The organism is Pseudomonas sp. ANT_J12, assembly GCF_008370045.1.
Lineage (GTDB): Bacteria > Pseudomonadota > Gammaproteobacteria > Pseudomonadales > Pseudomonadaceae > Aquipseudomonas.
Genome location: NZ_VOBN01000004.1, coordinates 123,735 through 144,620, shown reverse-complemented (window position 1 = coordinate 144,620; position 20,886 = coordinate 123,735). Strand labels below are relative to the sequence as shown.

Annotated in this window: 16 protein-coding genes; 11 read left to right on the top strand and 5 right to left on the bottom strand. The window is 63.4% G+C overall.

Annotated elements, in window-relative coordinates; genetic code table 11:
* Window positions 1-130: 130 nt before the first annotated feature.
* Window positions 131-1,027: a LysR family transcriptional regulator gene (locus FQ192_RS11440; RefSeq protein ID WP_149658724.1), complete on the top strand. Its 897-nt coding sequence runs from the start codon at window positions 131-133 to the stop codon at window positions 1,025-1,027.
* A 209-nt stretch (window positions 1,028-1,236) separates the two neighbouring features.
* Here FQ192_RS11440 and FQ192_RS11435 read toward each other — a convergent pair whose 3' ends face one another.
* From FQ192_RS11435 to gspG, 5 genes are all read right to left on the bottom strand, one after another.
* Window positions 1,237-1,503: a short-chain dehydrogenase gene (locus FQ192_RS11435; protein WP_149658723.1), complete on the bottom strand. Its 267-nt coding sequence runs from the start codon at window positions 1,501-1,503 to the stop codon at window positions 1,237-1,239.
* Window positions 1,500-1,784, bottom strand: coding sequence for a DUF3077 domain-containing protein (locus tag FQ192_RS11430; RefSeq protein ID WP_149658722.1), 285 nt, complete (start codon window positions 1,782-1,784; stop codon window positions 1,500-1,502). The genes FQ192_RS11435 and FQ192_RS11430 overlap by 4 nt, the downstream gene beginning before the upstream one ends.
* Window positions 1,785-2,275: 491 nt before the next feature.
* A complete protein-coding gene (locus FQ192_RS34395) occupies window positions 2,276-2,968 on the bottom strand; it encodes a hypothetical protein (RefSeq protein WP_256672261.1) in 693 nt (230 codons plus the stop codon).
* A gap of 105 nt (window positions 2,969-3,073) precedes the next feature.
* Window positions 3,074-4,261: a type II secretion system F family protein gene (locus tag FQ192_RS11415; protein ID WP_149658719.1), complete on the bottom strand. Its 1,188-nt coding sequence runs from the start codon at window positions 4,259-4,261 to the stop codon at window positions 3,074-3,076.
* Between the two features lie 14 nt (window positions 4,262-4,275).
* A complete protein-coding gene (gene gspG / locus FQ192_RS11410; protein ID WP_149658718.1) occupies window positions 4,276-4,710 on the bottom strand; it encodes a type II secretion system major pseudopilin GspG in 435 nt (144 codons plus the stop codon).
* Between the two features lie 197 nt (window positions 4,711-4,907).
* On the opposite strand from gspG, the gene FQ192_RS11405 reads away from it, so the two are divergent.
* The 10 genes from FQ192_RS11405 to FQ192_RS11360 all read left to right on the top strand — a co-directional run bounded on the left by FQ192_RS11405 (window position 4,908) and on the right by FQ192_RS11360 (window position 20,886).
* Window positions 4,908-5,516, top strand: coding sequence for a lytic transglycosylase domain-containing protein (locus FQ192_RS11405; protein ID WP_149658717.1), 609 nt, complete (start codon window positions 4,908-4,910; stop codon window positions 5,514-5,516).
* Between the two features lie 205 nt (window positions 5,517-5,721).
* Window positions 5,722-11,526, top strand: coding sequence for a manganese-oxidizing multicopper oxidase MnxG (gene mnxG / locus FQ192_RS11400; protein ID WP_149658716.1), 5,805 nt, complete (start codon window positions 5,722-5,724; stop codon window positions 11,524-11,526).
* Between the two features lie 282 nt (window positions 11,527-11,808).
* Entirely contained in the window at window positions 11,809-13,773 is a 1,965-nt protein-coding gene (locus FQ192_RS11395) for a YncE family protein (protein ID WP_149658715.1), read from the top strand.
* A gap of 1 nt (window position 13,774) precedes the next feature.
* Window positions 13,775-14,428: an SCO family protein gene (locus tag FQ192_RS11390; RefSeq protein ID WP_149658714.1), complete on the top strand. Its 654-nt coding sequence runs from the start codon at window positions 13,775-13,777 to the stop codon at window positions 14,426-14,428.
* A complete protein-coding gene (locus FQ192_RS11385) occupies window positions 14,425-15,045 on the top strand; it encodes an SCO family protein (protein ID WP_149658713.1) in 621 nt (206 codons plus the stop codon). The genes FQ192_RS11390 and FQ192_RS11385 overlap by 4 nt, the downstream gene beginning before the upstream one ends.
* A 9-nt stretch (window positions 15,046-15,054) precedes the next feature.
* The gene (locus FQ192_RS11380) at window positions 15,055-16,596 is read left to right on the top strand and encodes an ABC transporter substrate-binding protein (RefSeq protein WP_149658712.1); all 1,542 of its coding nucleotides are present in this window, start codon (window positions 15,055-15,057) and stop codon (window positions 16,594-16,596) included.
* Window positions 16,597-16,611: 15 nt separating this feature from the next.
* Complete coding sequence (locus FQ192_RS11375) at window positions 16,612-17,559, top strand: peptidylprolyl isomerase (protein ID WP_149658711.1); 948 nt, start codon at window positions 16,612-16,614, stop codon at window positions 17,557-17,559.
* Window positions 17,560-17,780: 221 nt separating this feature from the next.
* Entirely contained in the window at window positions 17,781-18,311 is a 531-nt protein-coding gene (locus FQ192_RS11370) for a response regulator (protein WP_149658710.1), read from the top strand.
* Between the two features lie 84 nt (window positions 18,312-18,395).
* Window positions 18,396-20,102: a GspE/PulE family protein gene (locus FQ192_RS11365; RefSeq protein ID WP_149658709.1), complete on the top strand. Its 1,707-nt coding sequence runs from the start codon at window positions 18,396-18,398 to the stop codon at window positions 20,100-20,102.
* Complete coding sequence (locus FQ192_RS11360) at window positions 20,083-20,886, top strand: hypothetical protein (RefSeq protein ID WP_149658708.1); 804 nt, start codon at window positions 20,083-20,085, stop codon at window positions 20,884-20,886. The genes FQ192_RS11365 and FQ192_RS11360 overlap by 20 nt, the downstream gene beginning before the upstream one ends.

Genomic DNA, 20,886 nt, shown 5'->3' with positions numbered 1-20,886 from the left:
ATTTGTGTATTCGAATGCGGGTTCGGGTTCCGGAGCAGCGGCTGTCGCTGCACCGTGGACACAGATTAATGGGGTGCCAGAATCGGAAAAAGCGGCTATAAAGTGTTTGACTGTCAACCAGGACGTGACAATGAACCCGTTCGAAGATATGCGTATTTTTTGCCAGGTGATGGACTCCGGCAGCTTCACCGCCGCCGCCGATCAACTGGGCCTGTCCAAGCAATTCGTCAGCCGCCGCTTGATGCAATTGGAGGAACGCCTCGGCGTGCGCCTGCTCAATCGCTCGACCCGACGCCTGGACGTCACGCCCCTGGGCCAGAGCTACTACGAATCCGCCCTGCGCCTGCTCAGCGAAGTCGAGCAAGTGGAGCAGGGCATCGCCGGCCAGACCACCGAACCCCGCGGCACCATTCGCCTGAGCGCGCCGCTGTCGTTTGCATTGGCGCACCTGGGTTGTTTGCTGCCGGTATTTTTGCAGCGCTACCGCGACGTCACCGTGGAAGTCGACCTCAGCGACCGCCCGGTGGACCTGCTCGGCGAAGGCTACGACCTGGCGCTGCGCATCGGCGTGCTGGAAGACTCGACCCTCATCGCCCGCCGCATCGCCTCGATCCAGCGGGTGTACTGCGCCAGCCCGGCGTACCTCGCCGAACGCGGCACCCCGGTTAAACCGGAAGACCTGCTGAGCCATGACTGCCTGCCGTATGGCCACGGGCGCCAGGTGCAATGGCGGTTCGAAGGGCAAGGCAAACCGCTGACCGTCAATGTCACCGGGCGGATGCGGGTCAACAACGGGGAATTGCTCAAGGACGCCGCGATTGCCGGGATGGGCATTACCTACCTGCCGACGTTCATTGTCGGCGCGGCGCTGAAGGACGGGCGGTTGGTGCCGGTGCTGGAGGATTTCCGGCCGGAGCCGCTGACGTTGTCGGCGGTGTACCCGCAGCATCGCCAAAGCTCGCGGCCGGTGCAGGCGTTTATCGAGTTTTTGCGCGAGCGGCTGGATCAGCGCGAGGGCGCGTTATAACGCCGGGCCCATGCCCCTGTAGGAGCGAAGCTTGCTCGCGAAAGCGGTTTCACATTCAACAAGGATATTGGCTGACACGCCGCCTTCGCGGGCAAGCCTCGCTCCTACAGGGATCGGCGGTGAACACAGATGTTGTGTACGACGATCCCCCGTGTAGGAGCGAGGCTTGCCCGCGAAGAGGCCCTAACGGCTGGCCTCAAACCCGGCGTTTAACCCCGAGCCCGAATCCGCCGCCCCAACACATCCATCACATCACACCCATCGCGCAACAACAGCGCCGCCGCCAGCGCCAATTGCTGCACATCGGCGCCCTTGGCCTGACTGATATCGAGGCTGGCCAGACTCTCCATCATCTGCGTCCCCGCCAGAAACCGCGCGGCGGCCTGGCAGTGCAAAACGTCCAACGGCGCCTGCGTGGCCACCAGCAACACCGGGGTGTCGGATTCATTGCTGGTCATCGGCATATGCGGATTCATGCCTCACCTCCCGCTTGCGCGGCGTGCAAACCATCGATTGAGGCTTGTACCAGCGAACGCGCGGTGTCGAGCAGGTGCTTGCTGGCCCAGCGCAGGGTTGCGATATGTTCCGGGCGGGTGGCGTTGGGGGCTTGATGGGCGAGGGCTTCGGCGCCGCTGAGGAAGATTGAGGCGTGTTCCAGGGCATCGAGCAGGGGGATGTCGGGTTGTACGGCGAAGAGGTGGTGGTCGGTGTGATCGCAGGGGGCGAACGGGGTGGATTTTGTGGTTGCGTGGGTCATGTGCATCTCCTGAAAAATGGAGTTGCCACGTCATCGCCGTCAAACGAATAGGTGGCAACTGTACGCAGGTTGACGGACCGGTCCAGGAACCCGGCGCACTCGAAAGTGCCCCACGCACAGCTGCCATAAAGCCGCGCAAGGTCCTGGATAAAAGCCGAGCCGTCAAACCCGATCACGAATGAGTCGTGACGGGCGCGAGGATAGGGAGAGAGGTCAGGGCAGTCAACCGCCAAAAAGCCCGAAACATCTGCCATGTCTGTAGGCCTCTTCCTGACGTGACTTCACTCATTTTTGTGGCGAGGGGGGCTTGTCGGAATGCCGCACCATCCCGTAGGGCGGCGCAGCGGCCCAAAAAACCAAATAGATCTGTCTCATTACCCCACCTTGTAGGAGCGAGGCTTGCCCGCGAAAGCGGTGTGTCAGCCAACATCCCTGTTGAATGTGAAATCGCCTTCGCGAGCAAGCTTCGCTCCTACAGGGATTCGGGGGGATCAGTTGACCCGTTTGTCGTCCCCCGGCTCGCCGCCGACGTGGACGCCACGGTCATCGGCTACTTGACCGGCGCGATGGACACCGTTGTCGTCACCCACTTGACCGGCGCGATGGACACCATGGTCGTCGCCGACTTCACCCGCGCGATGGACACCATGGTCATCGCCGACTTCACCCGCGCGGTGGACGCCATGGTCATCGCCGACTTCACCGGCGCGATGCACGCCGTGGTCATCGCCCACTTCGCCCGCCCGGTGTACCCCATGATCATCCCCCGTCTCGGCATGTGTGCCATTGCGCCCGGAGGACGCCGCGTCCCCGGTGTGTCCTGACCCGTGGTCGCTGCCGCTGTGACCGCTGCCGCTGCTGCCACCACTGCCGCCACTGCCACTGCCGCCGTGACCGCCACCATTGCCGCCACCATTGCCGCTGCCACCACCGCCGCCATTCCCACCGCCGCCGCCACCACCATTACCGCCACCACCACTTCCTCCGTGGCCGCCGCCATTACCGCCGCCACCCCCACTTCCGCCACCACCACCACCGCCACTGCCTCCATGACCACCACCACCGCTACCGCCTTCCTTGGCCTGTGCACTCGATACACCGGACAGGCTGTCCGGAATCAAAATGGTCGACGCCGACAACACCGCGCCTATCGCTACTGCCAATAAAAGCTTGTTGATGTGCATGTCGTTCTCCGTCTTCTTATTTCAGATTGGAACGTGGATGAACAATGCAACGTGCTGCTTCATTCAATCGGTGAACACTGCAACGCGCGGATTTATTCAGTGGGGTTAGTGAATGCTTGAAGCCAGTTCGAAGATCGGCATGTACATCAGGATCACGATGACGCCGATCAGCAGGCCGATGAAGGTCATCAGCAGCGGTTCGAACAAGCGTACGAACCACTCAAGCCAGCGGCTGATTTCTTCGTCGTAGAAGTCGGCGCTGCGTTCCATCATTTGCCCGAGGTTGCCGGACTGCTCGCCCGCGCGCAGCAGGCGCAGGGACACCGGGGTCACCAGGTGGTTGAGTTCCAGCGCGGTGGACAACGATTGCCCTTCGCGCACCCGCTCGCAGGCCTGGTCCAGGCGCGAGCGCGAGGCCACGGTGAGCAGGCCGCGGACCATGCCCATTGCCGTGACGAGCGGGATGCCGCCTTGCAGCAGAATCCCCAGGGAACGGTAGAAGCGCGCCAGTTCGTACATAAAGATTCGCTGATGAACGGCCGGCAGTTTTTCGATCAGCCGGTCCACGCCCCGACGAAAGGCCGGTTGCCGCTGCAGGAAGGCGAGGGCGACGATGATCGCCGTGAGCGTGCCGAAAAATTCCAGCTGATGGGTGTGGAGGAACATGCCGCTGCTCATCAGGATCTGCGACATCCACGGCAGGTTCGAGCCCAGGCCTTCGAACACCAGGCTGAAGCGCGGCACCACGTAGCCCATCAGAAACAGCACCACGCCACCACCAACGATCAACAACAGCAGCGGGTAGATCGAGGCGCTGACGATCTTCTGCCGCACCTCGTCCATGCGCTGGCGGTAGCTGACATAACGCCCGAGAGCCTCGCCCACCGCGCCGGTCTTCTCGCTGGATTGCACCAGCGCCACGTACAGCGGCGGGAACACCGCCGACAACTGGCCCAGGGCCTGGGAAAACGATTTGCCTTCGTACAGCAGGCGCACCAGTTCGCTCAGGGTTTTGCGGGCCTGGGGCGCGGTTTCTTTTTCCGCCAGGCTTTCCAGGGCATCGATCAGCGGCAGGCCGGCGTTGAGCAGCGTGGTCAGCTCCTGGCTGAACAGCACCAGGTTGAACGTCTCGCGCTGGCTCAGGCGCAGGGCCCGCCAGTGTCGTTCGGCTTGCAGACTGACCACGCGCAAGCCCTGGTCTTCGACGATGCGTCGGGCCTCGCTGTGGCCGGGGGCCTCGACGGTCATCGACACCACCCCTGCCTTGCCGACGGCCTTGAGATGAAAGCGCATGGGCGTTGCTCCGCTTATTGCCAGTTAGTGACTTCAGCGTTTTCGCCTTCGCCGCCGGGTTGCCCGTCCTTGCCCATCGACAGCAAGTCGTACTCGCTGTTTTCACCGGGGTAGCGGTAGGTGTAGGCGCGACCCCATGGGTCCATCGGCAGTTTTTTCTGCAAGTAAGGGCCGGTCCAGCGGGTTTCATCGCTCGGCGCGGTCACCAGCGCCTGCAAACCCTGCTCGGTGGACGGGTAGTGACCGACCTCCAACCGGTACAGATCCAGTGCCTTGCTCAGGCCTTCGATCTGCGCCTTGGCGACCTTCACTTCCGAGCGCCCGAGTTGGGCGAAATACTTCGGCGCGACGATGCCGGCCAACAACCCCAGCACCACCAACACCACCAACAATTCGAGCAAGGTGAACCCGCGTTGAAGGCGCGGGGCGGAACACGGACGCTGATTCATGATGACCTCAATCCAGTGGGCAGCAGGGTCGCTATCAAGGCGTATGCAATTGCCATGCTCACGCTTGGAGATACCGCTGAACCCCTTGTGATCCGGGCCTTGGCGCCGACGGCACAGTGCTTGCGTATGGCTGGTTGACTACCGGCCATTGGGGCATAAGCCCCGTTTTTCGGGGCCGGCCAGGGGAGGTATGAAACATGAAAACTCTCACCGCAGGACTGCTCGGCGCGCTGCTGCTGAGCGGCGTCGCCCAGGCCGATGTCTTCGTTTCCATGGATGCCAAGGGCAGCTACGTTTTGTCCAATGTCCACCGCCCCGGACGGCACTATGAACGGGTGATTCACGAGCCCGAATCCGCCCAGCTGAGCATGGATCAGCAACCGCAGATGATCGCCAATCAGCCCTACGCCGCGCTGGTGTCGGCGGCGGCCACGGCCAATCAATTACCGGCCGCGCTGCTGCACGCAGTGATCCGGGAAGAGTCGCGCTATAACGCCGACGCGACATCGGCCAAAGGCGCCGGCGGGCTGATGCAATTGATGCCCGACACCGCCCGCGAGCTGGGGGTGACCGACGTCTACGACCCCAAGGCCAACATCCAGGGCGGCGCCCGTTACCTCAAGCGCCTAATGACCCTGTTCGACAACGACATCAGCCTCGCCGTCGCGGCCTACAACGCAGGACCTCAAGCGGTGCTCAGCCGAGGCGGGGTGATCCCGCCGTTCGCCGAAACCCAGCGTTATGTGCCCAGCGTGTTGCGCCAGTACCGGCGTTTGCAGGGCCTGGCCGTGGATGCGCCGTTGTGATCGACGGTGATGGGGCAGGTTGCCCCAAATGTGGGGCAACCCGGGTACGCCCGGAATGTGGGGAATGGGTGGGGAATATCCCCCGGCTTATCAACTCGTTTCTCTAACAGATTGATATACAAACAAATAATTTATGGCATGCAGATTGCTCAACCGGACTTGTCGAGAATTATTCCTGTGAGCACCCACAGCGAGGCCCGTGATCATGACCGGCATACACCACATTCCGTCCTTGTTAAGTTGGCTGCTGCTGGCAGCGTCGGTGCTGGGCATCGAGATGGCCGAAGCGGCCGTCCGTTGCGAGCGCAATCTGGTGGCCAACGTCGTGGCGCTCGACCAGCCGCTGATGTTCAACCGCCTCGGCGCACAGAACGCCAACGGCATGATGTTCGCCTTGCGCCGCGATGTGGTCGATGACCATGACCGCTCCCTGGCGCTGGGTGGTTCGGCGGTGCCGGGCAAAGTCTCGCTGCGCCCCGACAAGCGTCCACGGCCGCTGGTGTTGCGGGTTGCTGCCGGTGACTGCCTGACCGTCAACCTGCAAAACCTGCTGGCCTATCAGGCCAACCCTGGCAGTCACGAAAGCGGGGAGGTGGGTGAAATCGAGGGTGAAGTAGCCATTGGCAACGAAGGCAACTTCAAAGTCGATGAGCAAGTCACTGACCGCCACGTCGGCTTCCAGGTCAACGGCCTGCAAGCGGTCAACAGCATCGACGACATCGCGTCCTACACCGGGCGCAACGCCAACACCTTGATCGCCCCTGGCGCCAGCCGTTCCTATACCTTGTACGCCGAGCGCGAAGGCGCGTTTGCCGCCAGCAGTCGCGGTGCGACTTTCGGCGGCGAAGGCGATGCGGGTAACGTCGCCAACGGATTGTTCGGCGAAGTAGTGGTGGTGCCCAAGGGCGGCCGCACTTATCGCAATACCGTCACCGAAGAAGAAATGCGCCTGGCCAGCACCGGCCGCACGCCCGCCGGTCAGCCGATTGTCGATTACCAGGCGCGCTACCCGCAGCGCGAACCGTGGATCCGTGAAGGCAAGGCCGGCACGCCGATCATCAGCATGGTCGATGGCAATGAAATCATTTCCAGCGAGAGCGACGCGATCGTGATGGGCAGCAACGCCGACGGCAGCTTCCCGCCCTCGACCTATCCGCTGGAAGCCATCGGCAAACGCAACCCGGCGATTCCGAATCGGCTGGAGCCGTTCCGCGATTTCGCCTCGCAGTTCCAGGACGAAACCGCCGCCACTCAAGCCTTTCCCGCGTATTGGGCGGACCCGGTGATGGCCCACGTGCTGGAACCGACCCGCGACTCGTTCATGATCAACTACGGCTCTGGCGGCATGGGCGCCGAGGTGGTGGCCAACCGCTTGGGCGTCGGGCCGATGCACGATTGCCTGTCCTGCGCCTATGAAGAATTCTTCCTCAGTTCCCACACCGTGGGCGATGTAGCGATGCTGGTGGATGTGCCGGCCAACGCCGGCCTGGAAAACATTCGCCCCGGCGAAACACCGCGCGCCGATCAGGTCGGGGTCAAGGCGACCATGGCGCTGTATCCGTCCGAGCCGGCCAACGTCAACCACAGCTATATCGGTGACTTCGTCAAATTCCGCAACACCCATAACGGCCACGAACAGCATATTTTTCACCTGCACGGCCATCAGTGGCTGTTCAACCCGAACGACGATAACTCTGACTACGTGGACGCCCAAGGCATCGGCCCGGGCGCCGGCTACACCTACGAAATCGCCAACGGCGGGTCGGGCAACCGCAACCGCGTGGCCGGCGATGCGATTTATCACTGCCACTTCTATCCGCATTTTGCCCAAGGCATGTGGAGCATGTGGCGGGTCCACGATGTGTTCGAAGAAGGCACCAAACTCGAAGTGTCGCAGCAGGGCGCCGACGGTTATCACAGCGAACCCTATGCCTTGCGCAGCGGTAAACCGGCGGCGGGCGCGCGGGCCTTGCCCGATGGCGAGATTGTCGCCGGCACGCCGATTCCTGCGGTTGTGCCGTTGCCAGGCAAGGCCATGGCGCCGATGCCGGGCAAGGTCGCCGTGGTGCCGAAAATCGGCGAAACCCTGGTGGCTGATGATGACGATGATGACGGCGAACATCAGGGCGGTGGCACGCAAGCCATCGGCTCCCTGGCCCTGGTGGATCGCAGCGAAGCCAATCGCAATGCCGACGGCAGCCTGAAAAACCCCGGCTATCCGTTCTGGATCGGCGGCATGGAAAGTTCGGTCGGCCAACGTCCGCCAACACCACCGCTGGACATGCTCGACGCCGCCAAGGCGCAAACCTTGAAAACCAGTGGCAATGCCCTGTGGGCCAACCTCGACCCGGCGCAGTCCGGCGGTTGGGACGGTGGTTTGGGCCGGCATTCCCTGGATGGCTTTTCCTCTGGCGGCACTGCGCACACCGTGACCACGTCCCTGGATTTCTCCAAGGAAGTGACCCGGGCCAAACCGATCTACATGCCGGAGGAGGGCACCGAAGTCGAGCAGGCGGCCATGGCCTTCCACGCGAAAAAGGATCACCCAAGCTTCGCGCTGCTGCCCGGTAATCAAATCGTGGCCAAGGCGTTCCGCACCAACGGCGCGTTGCCGATTGCCGGTGCGCCGTACTACGAACCGTGCATGGACGACCGGCAAAAACGCCTGACCGCCAGCGCCGGTACCGGCGAATTCAACAGCGGCGAGCGGGTCGACGGCCTGTCCTTCACCGGTTCCTCGACCTTCACCGCTGACCGTCCGCGCATCTACAAAGCCGCGAATATCCAGTTCGACGCGGTGTACAACAAGGTCGGCTACCACTTCCCGCAAGCGCGCATCCTCGCCCTGTGGGAAGACGCCTGGCCGGTAATCACCAAGCAGCGTCCGCCAGAGCCTTTGGTGATGCGCATGAACACCTTCGACTGCGTGCAGTACCAGCAAACCAACCTGGTGCCGGCCACCTATGAGATGGACGACTATCAGGTGCGCACGCCGACCGACGTGATCGGCCAGCACATCCACCTGCCCAAATGGGACCTGACCGCCGCCGACGGTTCGGCCAACGGCTGGAACTACGAAGACGGCGTGCTTTCCCCCGGCGCCGTGCAAGAACGCATCCACGCCATTCGCGAGTTCAACCAGTGCGAAGGCACCGACCCACGGGACGGCACGCCGGCCTGTCCGAAAGCCAAGGCGCACCCGTTCTTCGGCCAATATGGACGCTCGGACTGGATGGGCGCGCGCACGGCGATGCAGCGCTGGTTTGTCGACCCGGTGGTGAATGCCAAAGGTGTCGACCGTGGCCTGGGCACGATTTTCACCCACGACCACCTCGGCCCATCGACTCACCAGCAGATTGGCTTGTACGCCACCGTGCTGGCCGAACCGGCCGGTTCCACTTGGTTCCACGCCGAAACCGGCGAGCCGTTGTACAGCGGCGCGCGCCAGGATGGCGGGCCGACTTCATGGCAAGCGGTGGTGTCCACGGGCGATCTGGACGGCGACGGCAAGAACGACAGCTTCCGTGAGTTCTTCCTCGAATACAGCGACTTCCAGCACGCCTATGAAGCTGGCGTGTACGTGGGCGCCGGGCCCAATGGTGTGCCGAATCCACAAGCGTTCCCGGCCACTGCGGACAGCTTCCGCTACGCGATCAACCCTCCGGTGCGCAAGGAAGCCGAGACCCTGCTTGAGCAGGTGGTCGAAGCCCGCGGTGGACTGACGCCCGGTTGCCCAAGCCGACCTTGCCCGCAAGCCATCTCGGTGGATGATCCTGGGATGTTCGTGGTCAATTACCGCAACGAACCGCTCGCCCTGCGGGTGTACGACCCGAACAAGGTCGGCCCGGATGGCAAGCGCGGCATGCAGGCCGACGGCCTCGGCGGCGACCTTGCGTACGCCATGCAAAGCCGCACTGATCGGGCGATTCCGGCAATGAACCTGGCGCCGAACCTGGTCACTGCAGCCACCGGCCCAACGGGCGGCACCACGCTGTTCCCGCCGCACATCAACAAGGGCGGCGCCGAACCAGGCGACCCGTTCACCCCGATGCTGCGCACCTACACCGGTGACAACGTGCGGCTGCGGGTGCATGCCGGCGGTCACGAAGAGGAGCACAACGTGACCCTGCATGGCGTGAAATGGCTGCAAAGCGGTTCCGGTTTCGGTAACAGCTCCAACTCCGGCTGGCGCTCGTCGCAGATGATCGGGATTTCCGAGCAGATGGGCTTTATTGCGCCAGTGTCGATGCTCTCCAGTTCGGCGGCCACCACCGGGGATTATCTGTACTCGATGGACGCGTCCCTGGAAGGTTACTGGAGCGGGATCTGGGGCGTGATGCGCAACTACACGGCCCAGCGCAACGACCTGTTTGCGCTGCCGAACAACCCGAAACCGGCGGGCATGCGCAACACCGTGGCCTTCGACGGGACTTGCCCACGGATTGGCGCCAACCCCAATGGCATCGGCACCCGGCCCACCGTGCAGCGCAACTATGAAGTGGTCGCGGCGCTGGCCAACGACATCCTCGGCAACCCGCTGAACCTGTCCATGGCCGACCCGGCGGGGCTCGGCCAACACGTCGGCGGGCCGTTGAATCCGGCGGGTGGCACCTTGGTGTACAACTCGCGGGCCGTGAGCATTCCGCAAGTCACGGTGAACGACCCTGAGGACGGGACGACCTTCACCATCGGCGGGCAAAGCGGTCCGTTGCATGATCCGACGGCGATTCTCTACGTGCGCAAGGCTGACCTCGATCCGGTCACCGGTAAGTTGAAACCCGGTGTGCCTGTCGAACCGCTGGTGCTGCGCGCGGCGGCCGGAGACTGCATCAACATCACCCTGGAAAACCGTCTGCCCAGCGTGATGCCGGACCTGGCACAGACGGCCTCGATGATGGGGATGGTCAAGCGTGATCGCAACGGTGGCGAGGGCTCGACGACCTTCAGCAACAACCTGATGCGGCCATCCAGCACGGTGGGTCTGCATGCGCAATTACTGGCGTATGACATCACCAAATCCGACGGCACCAACGTGGGCGCCAACCCGATCCAGACCGTGCCGCCACGCGTTGGCAATACCGGTCCGTACCCGACCCGTACCTATCAGTACTACGCCGGGCACCTGGAGCGCGAAGGCAAGCCGATCTCGCAACTGGGGCGCAGCGTCGACAACATCAACGCCACGGCGGTGGAGTTCGGCGGCTTGAATTTCACCCCGGCGGACGTGATCAAGCAGCCACAAAAAGGCCTCGGTGGCGCGATGAGCATCCTGCCGATCGGTGCGACCTGGGTTGAGGACGCGCGCAAGGTGAATGCGACAGTCACTGCGCCAGGGCAAACCACCTATCGCGACTTTGCGATGGTCTGGCAAAAGGCGTTGAACATGCGCTGGGCCAATGGGCGTCCGGTGGAAGGCATCGCCGCAGAAGGCAACGGTGTGCCGACCGATCCCCAGGACAACTCGAGCATGGCGATCAACTACAAGACCGAGCCGATGTGGTTCCGCTTCGGCCTGGCGCCGGACGCACCGTTCGGGCACGCCGATGGCAATGGCTACGGCGACGTGCCCAACGCGCACATGGCCTATAGCAATGCGCTGGTGGGGGGCGATCCACAGACACCGGTGCTGTATGCCAAACCGGGGCAACCGTTCCGCACGCACATCCTGATGCCGACCGGTGGCAGCCGTGGCTCGACCTTCCAGCTCGATGGGCATGTGTGGTCGGTCAACCCGTTCCAGTCGGAGAAGAGCGACACCGGAGGCTATCCGATGAGCACACCCGGGGTGGGTTCGGTGCGGTTCGGTTACAACCCGATGTCGATGTACATCGGCGCCCACGAAAGCATCCTGCCGGCGGCGCACTTCAGCTTCATGCACCCGAGCGCCGGGGGCAGCAATGCGATACCGGGCGACTACCTGTTCCGCGACTACGCCGCCTACGGCAACACCGCCGGGTTGTGGGGATTGTTGCGGGTGACCAATGAACCTGAACCGGCGCCGGCTCCGTAGGTGTGGCGGATGAAGCCATCGCTGTAGGAGCAAGGCTTGCCCGCGAGGGGGACGACTCGGTTTTGGCGTTGTGGCGGATGACGCTTTCGCGGGCAAGCCTCGCTCCTACAGGTAAGGGATCGACGTGGTTTGGCGGTGTGGCGGATGACGCCTTCGCGGGCAAGCCTCGCTCCTACAGGTAAGGGATCGACGTGGTTTTGGCGGTGTGGCGGATGACGCTTTCGCGGGCAAGCCTCGCTCCTACAGGGGTGTGGTGTGGTGGATGGGTAAGGGAGAGGCGGTATGAACCGAACAATAAAAATCGCCGGGTGTGCGCTGGTTGTCGCGGCGGTGCTGCTGTGGCTGGGTATCTGGCGCACGGCGCCGCCGACGCTGCTCAGCGAGGTCGCGTTACCCGACACCTGGAGCGGCCAGACACTGGCCCGTGACGGGGTGGCGGTGGACTTCAAGGTGCGACCACTGGCCGAGGACGGCGTCTTGCGCGAAGGCGGTTTTGCCGACGTGCAGTTCCGGGTCAGCGACAGCAGCTCGGGGCAGCCGCTGTCGGGGGTGAACCCCGGCGCCTGGCTCGACCCGGAAACCGTTGCTGCCGACCAGGCCCAGGGCCGTGAACAGAGCTGCAAATCCCGGGTCGGGGTGTTCCTTAAATCCAGTATCAACGCGCGGCCCCTGCTGGATCTGAACAGCTACTTCCTGCTGGTGATGAGCCGCGATGCCAGCGTTTCAGTGGTCGATCCTTCCGTGTCGGTCGGCGGCATCACCAGCACCATGGCCCGGATCGATCTCAAGCAACCGCCGATGGACTGGGTCACCACCAAAGACAACAAACGCGTGTTCATCTCGATGCCGACGGCCGGGGAAGTGGCCGTGCTCGACAGTGAACAATTCAAGTTGTTCGACTCGGTCGCCGCTGGCAGCAACCCGGTGCGCGTCGCGCTGCAACCGGACGAGCGTCTGCTGTGGGTCGGCAACAATGCCCAAACGGCCGAACAGTCCGGGGTCACGGTGATCGACAGCCGCAGCCTCAAAACCCTCAAACACCTCGCCACCGGCCGTGGCCACCACGAAATCGCTTTCAGCAAGGACAGCCGCCATGCCTTCATCACCAACCGCGACGACGGCACCCTGAGCCTCATCGACATCGCCAGCCTGACCATCGTCCAACAACTCAAGACCGGCGCGCACCCGTTGTCGGTGGCGTACTCGCCGCTGTCTCAAGCGGTGTACGTCGCCGATGGCCAGGACGGCACCGTGACCGTGGTCGATACCAGCAGCCTGGCGGTGCGGCGGGTGATCAAGTTGAGCCAGGGCCTGGGCCCGATGGGTTTCAGCGCCGACGGCCGTTTCGGCGTGGTGCTCAACACCTTGGAGAACCGTGCAGAAATCATCGACGCCGCCACCAATTCGCTGATCCACAACATCGACGTCTCCGCCGAACCCTACCAAGTGGTGTTCACCAAGGCCTATGCCTACGTGCGCGGACTGGCCTCAGCCAAGGTGACGATGATCAACCTCGCGTCTCTGGGCGAAGGTCGCACGCCGATCAGCCAGGGTTTCGAAGCCGGGCCCCAGGTGCCACGCCTGGCCGGTGATTTACCGCTGGCGTCGAGCCTGGCGGTGTCTCGGGACGACAACGCGGTGTTCGTGGTCAACCCGGTGGACAACACCACCTACTTCTACGCCGAAGGCATGAACGCACCGATGTCCGGCTACCCCAATCGCGGGCAAGTGGCGCGGGCGGCGATGGTCATCGACCGCAGTTTGCGCGAGGTCGAGCCGGGGCTGTACAGCGCACGGATCAAGCTGCCGGCGGCGGGGCGCTTCGACGTGGCGTTCCTGCTCAACCAACCGAACATCATTCATTGCTTCACCGCATTGGTAGAACCGGACAAAAACCTGGCCCAACACCCGGGCGTGCCGAAGGTGGAATTCCTGCTCGATAAGTACACCGCGAAAGTGGGCGACCCGTATGTCGTGCGGTTTCGCATCGTTGAAGGCCCCGGGAAAACCCAACGCAGCGGGGTCAAGGACGTGCAGGTGCGTTACTTCCGCGCCCCGACATCCCGGGCCCAGGAAGTCGCGGCGCTGGATGTCGGCGACGGCGTGTATGAAGCGCCGGTGACCCTCGACCAGAGCGGCGCCTGGTACCTGCATGTCCGCGCGGCGTCCCTGGGCGCGAGTTTCGATGACAAGACCTTTGCCAGCGTCCGGGTCCTGCCCGGCGATGCTCACCGAAGAGGAAACTGACATGAACCGATTCGCACACCGTGGCTTGTTAACGTTCTGCCTGTTGGCCACCGGCATCGGCCAGGCCCTGGCGCACTCGGCGGATGAACACGCCGGGCACAATGCGCCGCCGGCCAAGACCCAGGAAAGCGCCCAGGTGAAATTCGCCGACGTCGCGCTGGTGGACCAGTACGGCAAACCGGTACGCCTGGAAAAAGACCTGGTGACCAACAAGATTGTGGTGATGGGCTTCATCTACACCAGTTGCACCACGGTGTGTCCGGTGGTGTCGTCGATCATGGGCAAGGTGCAAAAGCAACTGGGTGCCCGGGTCGGCAAAGAGGTGCAGTTGGTGTCGATCAGCATCGATCCCCAGCGCGATGACCCCAAACGCTTGAACGAATACGCCCGCAGTTTCCAGAACGGCCCGGGCTGGAGCTGGCTCACCGGCACCCCGCAATCGGTGACCGAAACCCTCAAGGGCCTCGGCACCTTCAGCGGTGACTTCAAGAATCACGCGCCGCTGATCATGGTCGGCGACGGCAACAGCCGCCACTGGACCCGCTATTACGGCTTCACCGACCCGACGGTGTTGACCCGTGAAGTGGAAAAACTCAGCGGCCAACGCAATGCCCACGCCAAACACACCGCGATCGCCATGGAGACTCAGCCATGAAAGCCCTGATCCTGATCTTCCTGACCATGTGCTTTTGCGTGATCAGCTTTCTGGCGTTTTCCCACGAACAGCACGAAGCACCGACGCCGACCGTGGCCGCCGCCGCACCGGCCACCGGCACCCGCGATGCCAAAACCTGGTTCACCGACACGCCATTGCAGGACCAGAACGGCAACACCCTGCGCTTCTACAGCGATGCCCTGCAAAACCGCGTGGTGCTGCTCAACGTGATTTTCACCCGTTGCAACGATGCCTGCCCGCTGATCACCCGCAAGCTCAAGGAAGTGCGCGAGGTACTGGGCGACAAGGCCGACGGCATCACCTTCATTTCCCTTACCAGTGATCCGCTGCGGGACACCCCGGCGGTCCTCAAGGCTTACACCTTGAAGCAGGGCGTCGATGACCCGCACTGGCTTTTTTTAACCGGCGACAAGGCGCAAATGGATCTGGTATTGGGGCGCATCGGCCAGATCGTGCCGACCCCCGAGCAGCATTCCACGCAACTGATCGTCGGTGACGTGGCCAACAAACGCTGGAGCAAGATCCGTCCCGATGCCCCGGCCGCCGCCATTGCCCAGCGCTTGCAGTTGCTGACAATGCCTGTGGTCGGTCGCTGAGTCCGGGCCATGAACATTGCCCTCCTGATCGTTCTCGCCAGCCTCAGCCTGAGTTCCAGCGCCTTGCCGCTCAACCCCAGTGAAAGTGCGGGCAAGCGCCTGTACCGCGAGGGGTTATCGGGCAGTGGTGAACCGGTGATGGCGCGGGTCGGCGCGGCGGACATTGTGCTGCCGGCCAGCAGCCTGCCGTGCGCCAATTGCCACGGCGCCGACGGCCAGGGGCGAGCGGAGGGCGGAGTGCGGCCGCCGGACCTGAACTGGTCGCGGCTCAGCAGCCGCTATGGTCAGCAGCAGATTAACGGCCGCGATTATCCGGCCTACACCGAAGGCACGCTGGCCCGGGCGATTCAGGAAGGGCGCGACCCCGGCAACAATCAGCTCGACCCGGCCATGCCGCGGTTCGTGCTGTCGATGAAGGATCAACGGGATCTCAGCGCTTACCTCAAGCGCCTGGGCGAAGACCGCGATCCGGGCCTGAGCCCCGACAGCCTGCACCTGGGCACCTTGTTGCCGAGCCAGGGCCCCTTGAGTGAGGAGGGCGCGACGGTGGCGGCGGTGCTCCAGGGCAGCGTGGCGCGGATCAACGAGGCGGGGGGGATTCATGGCCGGACGTTGCGCCTGACCATCCTTGATCCCGGTCCGGACCGCGCCAGCGCCGAGCAGGCCCTGGATCGGTTGATCGAGCAAGAGCAGGTGTTCGCCCTGATTGCGCCGTTGGTCCCGGCGCTGGACGCGGAACTGGCCGCTCGTCTGGAACGCGCCGGTGTGCCGCTGATCGGCCCGCAGTCGCTGCTGGGCACGGCCCAGGCCAGTCGGCAGATTTTCGAACCGCTGCCAGGCTTGCGCGAGCAACTGATCGCCCTGGCCGACTACGCCACCGACAGCCTGCGAGTGCTGCCGGGGCCGACGCTGATTGTCTACCCGCAGGACCCGGGCCAACGCCTGGCGGCGCAAAGCCTCGGCCAGTATTTGCAGGCTCACAACTGGCAAGAGGTGCGGCTGCAAGCCTACGACTCGGCCCAGGACGAATTGCCGCTGGGCTCGCGCTCGGTGTTTTACCTGGGCAGCAGCGGCGGCTTCACGCACCTGGCCGAGCGCTTGCAGACGGCGGGGCAGGTGCCTTACCTGTTCGCCGCCTCGAATCAGGTGGCGGGGGATTTGCTGCAGGTGCCCGGCGGATTTTCCCGGCGGGTGTTCCTCGCCTATCCCTTCGTGCCCAGCGACTGGACTCAGTCCGGGCGCACGGCCCTGACGATGTTGCGCGAGCATCAGGGCCTCGGCGCTCAACATGCGGTGCTGCAAGTGGGCGCGTTCAGTTCGATGCTGCTGTTCAGCGAAGGCATGAAGCAGGCCGGGCGCGATGCCAGCCGCGAAAAACTCATCAGCGCCCTCGAAGGCCTGCACGACTTCGACACCGGGCTGACCCCGCGGATCAGCTTCGGCCCCGGCCGCCGACTGGGCCTGAGCGGCGCGCATATCGTCACCGTGGACCTGACCGACCAACGCTTTTATCTGGTCGCGCCCTATAAACCCATTGCCGTCACACCCTGATGGGAGGCTTCGATCATGAAGACGCTACTGTTGCTGCTGATGCTTTGGGTGCCCGTGGCCTTGAGCAATAACGAGCCGGCCGCCGCGCGGGTCAATGGCGCGGAGATTTCCGAGTTTCGCCTGGAGCGCTATTTCGCCGAATTCCTGGAGGACCAGGGCCGGGCCGTGGCCAGCATTCGCAATCCCAAGGCCTACAAGCAATTGCGCCAGGCCGCCCTCGATGCGCTGATCGACAAGGAATTGCTGTGGCAGGAAGCGGTCAAGCGCGGGGTGGTGATCAGCGATGTCACGGTGCAAAGCCAAGTGGCGCTGACCCGTCAGGCCATCGGTGGCGCCGAGGTGTTCGCCCGCAAACTGCAAGACGCCGGTTTCGACGAGGCCGGTTTTGCCGAATACACCCGCCGCGAACTGGCCGCCCAAGAGGTATTCGCCGACCTCACCCGCGTGGCGGAGCCGGACGAACAGCAAGTCAGGGCCTTTTTTGAACAGCACCGCGCCGAGATGAGCAGCCCCGAGCAGATCCAGGCCCGGCACATCCTGATCAAGGTGCCCCAGGACGCGGATGCCGCCACAGTCGAAGCCGCGCGACTACGCTTAGAGGAGATGCGTGTGCAAATCGCCCAAGGCGCAGACTTCGCACGCGTCGCCCGCAGCGGTTCCGAAGACGCTTCGGCCAGCGCTGGCGGGGACTTGGGCTATTTCGCACGTGGGCGCATGATGCCGGCATTCGAAGCGGCGGCGTTCGCCCTGAAGCCGGGGCAGGTCAGTGAGCCGGTGCGAACACCGGTCGGCTGGCATTTGATCTATTTACAGAACCACCAGGAGGCGACCGATGTCACAGAGGAGCAGGGGCTTGCAACAGTCCGGGTGTACCTTGCCCGACAGCAAAAGGCCCAGGCTCGTCGAGACGTTCTGGCGCAACTGCGATCCAGCAATCGAATCGAGCGGATTGACGATGATTGAACCTTCCCCCCAATACTGGGGAAAAGCTTCAATGCCAATCCATGCGCTTCCCCGGCTTTGGGGGGAGGGGATTCTGGACGATATGGCATTGTCTTCAAATTCAAGGACATGAAGAGATACTAATCCCGGCGCTTGGCCTGGCATGAAGTGTGCGTTAGCCCTTGTAAGGCACACACTCCACCAGGCTCGGTACTCGGACCTGCGGTTTCAAGGAGTCGACCTTGTTAAACAAAGTACTGGTTGTCGAAGACGAACAACTGCTTGCCGAAAACCTCAAGAATTACCTTCAGGCGCAAGCGTTGGAAGTCCGGATAGCTCACGACGGTGCCATGGCAATCGGCGAAGCCGAACGTTTTGCACCCGATGTGATGGTGTTCGATTACCGCTTGCCGGATATGGAAGGCTTTGAGGTGCTCGATGCCGTCCGCCAGAACAGGAAGTGTCATTTTGTGCTGATCACCGGGCACCCCACCGCTGAAGTCTGTGAGCGGGCCCGACAGTTAGGTGTCAGCCATATCCTGTTCAAACCCTTTCCATTGGCGGAATTGGCCCGTGCAGTCTGCGACCTTCTGGGGATGGAACGCGAAAGCAAAGCGGGCGCGAGCACTTCCGAAGGTTTCGTCGAACGACGCCAGAGCAGGACCGAGAGTTTCCCGCTGCAGTTGTACGACGGCAGTTGGGTGCTGGCGGACCGCCGACGAACATCGGCCTCGCTGGCACCGGACGACGAACAATTGCTCACCGGGGAGTAGTGGCGCGACACGACGTTCCGGCTCCCGCCGCAATGGCCTGCCGCGCCGACAGGGCTCTAAGCCCCCGGCGTTGGAGAGCAAGCCATGGAACGTCTATCACTGGCCGTAGAACCGGCACCGTTGGACCCTGCACCTTCACGCTTTTCCAGTGAGCAATTGACCCAGGCGCGGCTGCGGGCCGCGAGTTCCGGCGAACGGGTGCTGGACGCCCTCGGGGTGTTGTGCGAACTGGCCCCCATGCCCTTCATTCAGTGCCTCGGCGCCACCCTGCATTACCCGGTGCTCGACACCGACACGCTGTTCCGCGCCACCCCGGTGTTCGACCGGGTCACCCTGGCCCAATGCCTCAAGCGCGAATTCATCCTGCTGCGCCACGACGACGCGGTCATCGGCGTGTTTGCCGACCCGTTCGACACCGCGCGCCTGGCCTGGATCGACGACTGCCTGCACGGCGCGCCGCTGTATCTGGTGCACGCCGACGACCTGAAAGCCTACCTGGCCCGCCACGAAGAAAGCTTCCACGCGGTGGAGTCGCTCAACGCCCAGGCCGAGGCCGGCGTCGAGATCGACAACCTGCAAAGTCTGTCCCTGACCAGCATCAGCGAAGACGCCAGCGTGGTGGTCAAACTGGTCAACTCGACCCTCTACGACGCGCTGAAAATGCACGCCAGCGACATCCATTTGGGCACCACCGGCAGCGGCCTGGTGATCAAGTACCGCATCGATGGCGTGTTGAACAACATCAGCAAGATCCAGGGCAGCGAGTTCGCCGAACAGGTGATTTCCCGGGTCAAGGTCATGGCCGAACTGGACATCGGCGAAAAACGCGTGCCCCAGGACGGTCGCTTCAAAATCGGCATCAGCGGCCGGCAGATCGACTTCCGGGTGTCGATCATGCCGAGCATTTTTGGCGAAGACGCGGTGCTGCGGGTGCTGGACAAACAGGACCTGGCGGACAAGGTCAGCGGCGTGCAATTGCAGGCCCTGGGCTTTGAAGAAGAAACCCTCAAGCAACTGCGCCGCCTGGCCGCCGAACCCTACGGCATGGTGCTGGTGACCGGCCCCACCGGCAGCGGCAAGACCACCACCCTCTACGCGATGATCACCGAGATCAACCACGGCGTGGACAAGATCATCACCATCGAAGACCCGGTGGAATATCAACTGCCTGGTGTGCTGCAAATCCCGGTCAACGAGAAAAAAGGCCTGACCTTCGCCCGAGGCCTGCGCTCGATCCTGCGCCATGACCCGGACAAAATCATGGTCGGTGAAATCCGTGACCCCGACACCGCGCAAATCGCCGTGCAATCGGCCCTCACCGGGCACCTGGTGTTCACCACCATTCACGCCAACAACGTGTTCGACGTGATCGGCCGTTTCACCCAGATGGAAATCGACCCCTACAGCCTGGTCTCGGCGCTCAACGCTGTGCTCGCCCAGCGCCTGATTCGCCTGGTGTGCGCCAGTTGCAGCGCACCGCACCAGCCAACCGAAGAAGAACTGCAACTGTCCGGGCTCGACCCGCAACACGTTGCGCATTACCACTTCGTCCACGGCAAGGGCTGCGGCCATTGCCGGGGCACCGGGTATCGCGGGCGTACGGCGATTGCCGAACTGCTGCACCTCGACGATGAACTGCGGCAAATGATCGTCGAGCGCCAACCCATATCGAAAATCAAGGCCCACGCCTGCAAACGTGGCTTGCGCTTGTTGCGTGAGTCGGCGCTGGAACTGGTGCAAGCGGGGCGGACCACGCTCGAGGAGATCAATCGTGTCACTTTTGTCTCGTGATCGTTATGTGGCCGTGCTCGGCGCCAGTGGCGTCGGCCTCGGTCAGCGTCAGGGCAGCGACACCCGCTGGCTGGGCAGCGTCGGGTTTATCGACGAAGGCTTCCACGCCTGGACCGTCGCCCTGGAAACCCTCGACCGTTTGCTCGGCGAACATGCTCGCGCCGGTGCCGAATTGAGCGTGGTGATTTCCGGGCACTTCAGCCGCTTTTGCCTGGTGCCCTGGAGCGACCAGATCAGCAGCCCCGACGAATTGCTCGGCTTCGCCCAACTGTGTTTCGAAGACCTTTATGGCGCGCCGAGCCAACCCTGGAACCTGGTGCTGTCGGCGGAACCGGCGGGCTACGACCGCATCGCGGCGGCCTTGCCCCAGGACTTGCTGGAACGCCTGCGCACACTGGTCAGCGGTCGCGGTTTGCGCCTGCGTTCGGTGCAACCGTACCTGATGGCGGCGTTCAACCACTTCGATAAAAGCTTCGATGCCGGGGACTTCCTGTTCGTGGTCGCCGAACCGGTGCGCAGCGTGTTGCTGCTGGCAAGGGAAGGGCGCTGGACCTCGGTGCGTTCGGTGGGCAGCAGTGACAGTGATGTCGCGCTCACCGCGCTGATTGGCCGGGAAAACCAGTTGCAGGCCTCCGCCAGCGAACGGCCATTGAACGTGTATCTGCACGCCCCGGCACGCATCGAGTCGCCGCCCGATGTACCGGGTGTGCACCTCAGAACCCTCGAAGAGGACCGGACATCGGTACGGGATTGCCTGTACGTGATGTCCCGGGCGGTGGCCTGA

Coding starts and splice junctions, on each gene's coding strand:
- FQ192_RS11440 (WP_149658724.1), top strand. CDS start 131: ATGAACCCGTTCGAAGATATGCGTATTTTTTGCCAGGTGATGGACTCC.
- FQ192_RS11435 (WP_149658723.1), bottom strand. CDS start 1,503: ATGAATCCGCATATGCCGATGACCAGCAATGAATCCGACACCCCGGTG.
- FQ192_RS11430 (WP_149658722.1), bottom strand. CDS start 1,784: ATGACCCACGCAACCACAAAATCCACCCCGTTCGCCCCCTGCGATCAC.
- FQ192_RS34395 (WP_256672261.1), bottom strand. CDS start 2,968: ATGCACATCAACAAGCTTTTATTGGCAGTAGCGATAGGCGCGGTGTTG.
- FQ192_RS11415 (WP_149658719.1), bottom strand. CDS start 4,261: ATGCGCTTTCATCTCAAGGCCGTCGGCAAGGCAGGGGTGGTGTCGATG.
- gspG (WP_149658718.1), bottom strand. CDS start 4,710: ATGAATCAGCGTCCGTGTTCCGCCCCGCGCCTTCAACGCGGGTTCACC.
- FQ192_RS11405 (WP_149658717.1), top strand. CDS start 4,908: ATGAAAACTCTCACCGCAGGACTGCTCGGCGCGCTGCTGCTGAGCGGC.
- mnxG (WP_149658716.1), top strand. CDS start 5,722: ATGACCGGCATACACCACATTCCGTCCTTGTTAAGTTGGCTGCTGCTG.
- FQ192_RS11395 (WP_149658715.1), top strand. CDS start 11,809: ATGAACCGAACAATAAAAATCGCCGGGTGTGCGCTGGTTGTCGCGGCG.
- FQ192_RS11390 (WP_149658714.1), top strand. CDS start 13,775: ATGAACCGATTCGCACACCGTGGCTTGTTAACGTTCTGCCTGTTGGCC.
- FQ192_RS11385 (WP_149658713.1), top strand. CDS start 14,425: ATGAAAGCCCTGATCCTGATCTTCCTGACCATGTGCTTTTGCGTGATC.
- FQ192_RS11380 (WP_149658712.1), top strand. CDS start 15,055: ATGAACATTGCCCTCCTGATCGTTCTCGCCAGCCTCAGCCTGAGTTCC.
- FQ192_RS11375 (WP_149658711.1), top strand. CDS start 16,612: ATGAAGACGCTACTGTTGCTGCTGATGCTTTGGGTGCCCGTGGCCTTG.
- FQ192_RS11365 (WP_149658709.1), top strand. CDS start 18,396: ATGGAACGTCTATCACTGGCCGTAGAACCGGCACCGTTGGACCCTGCA.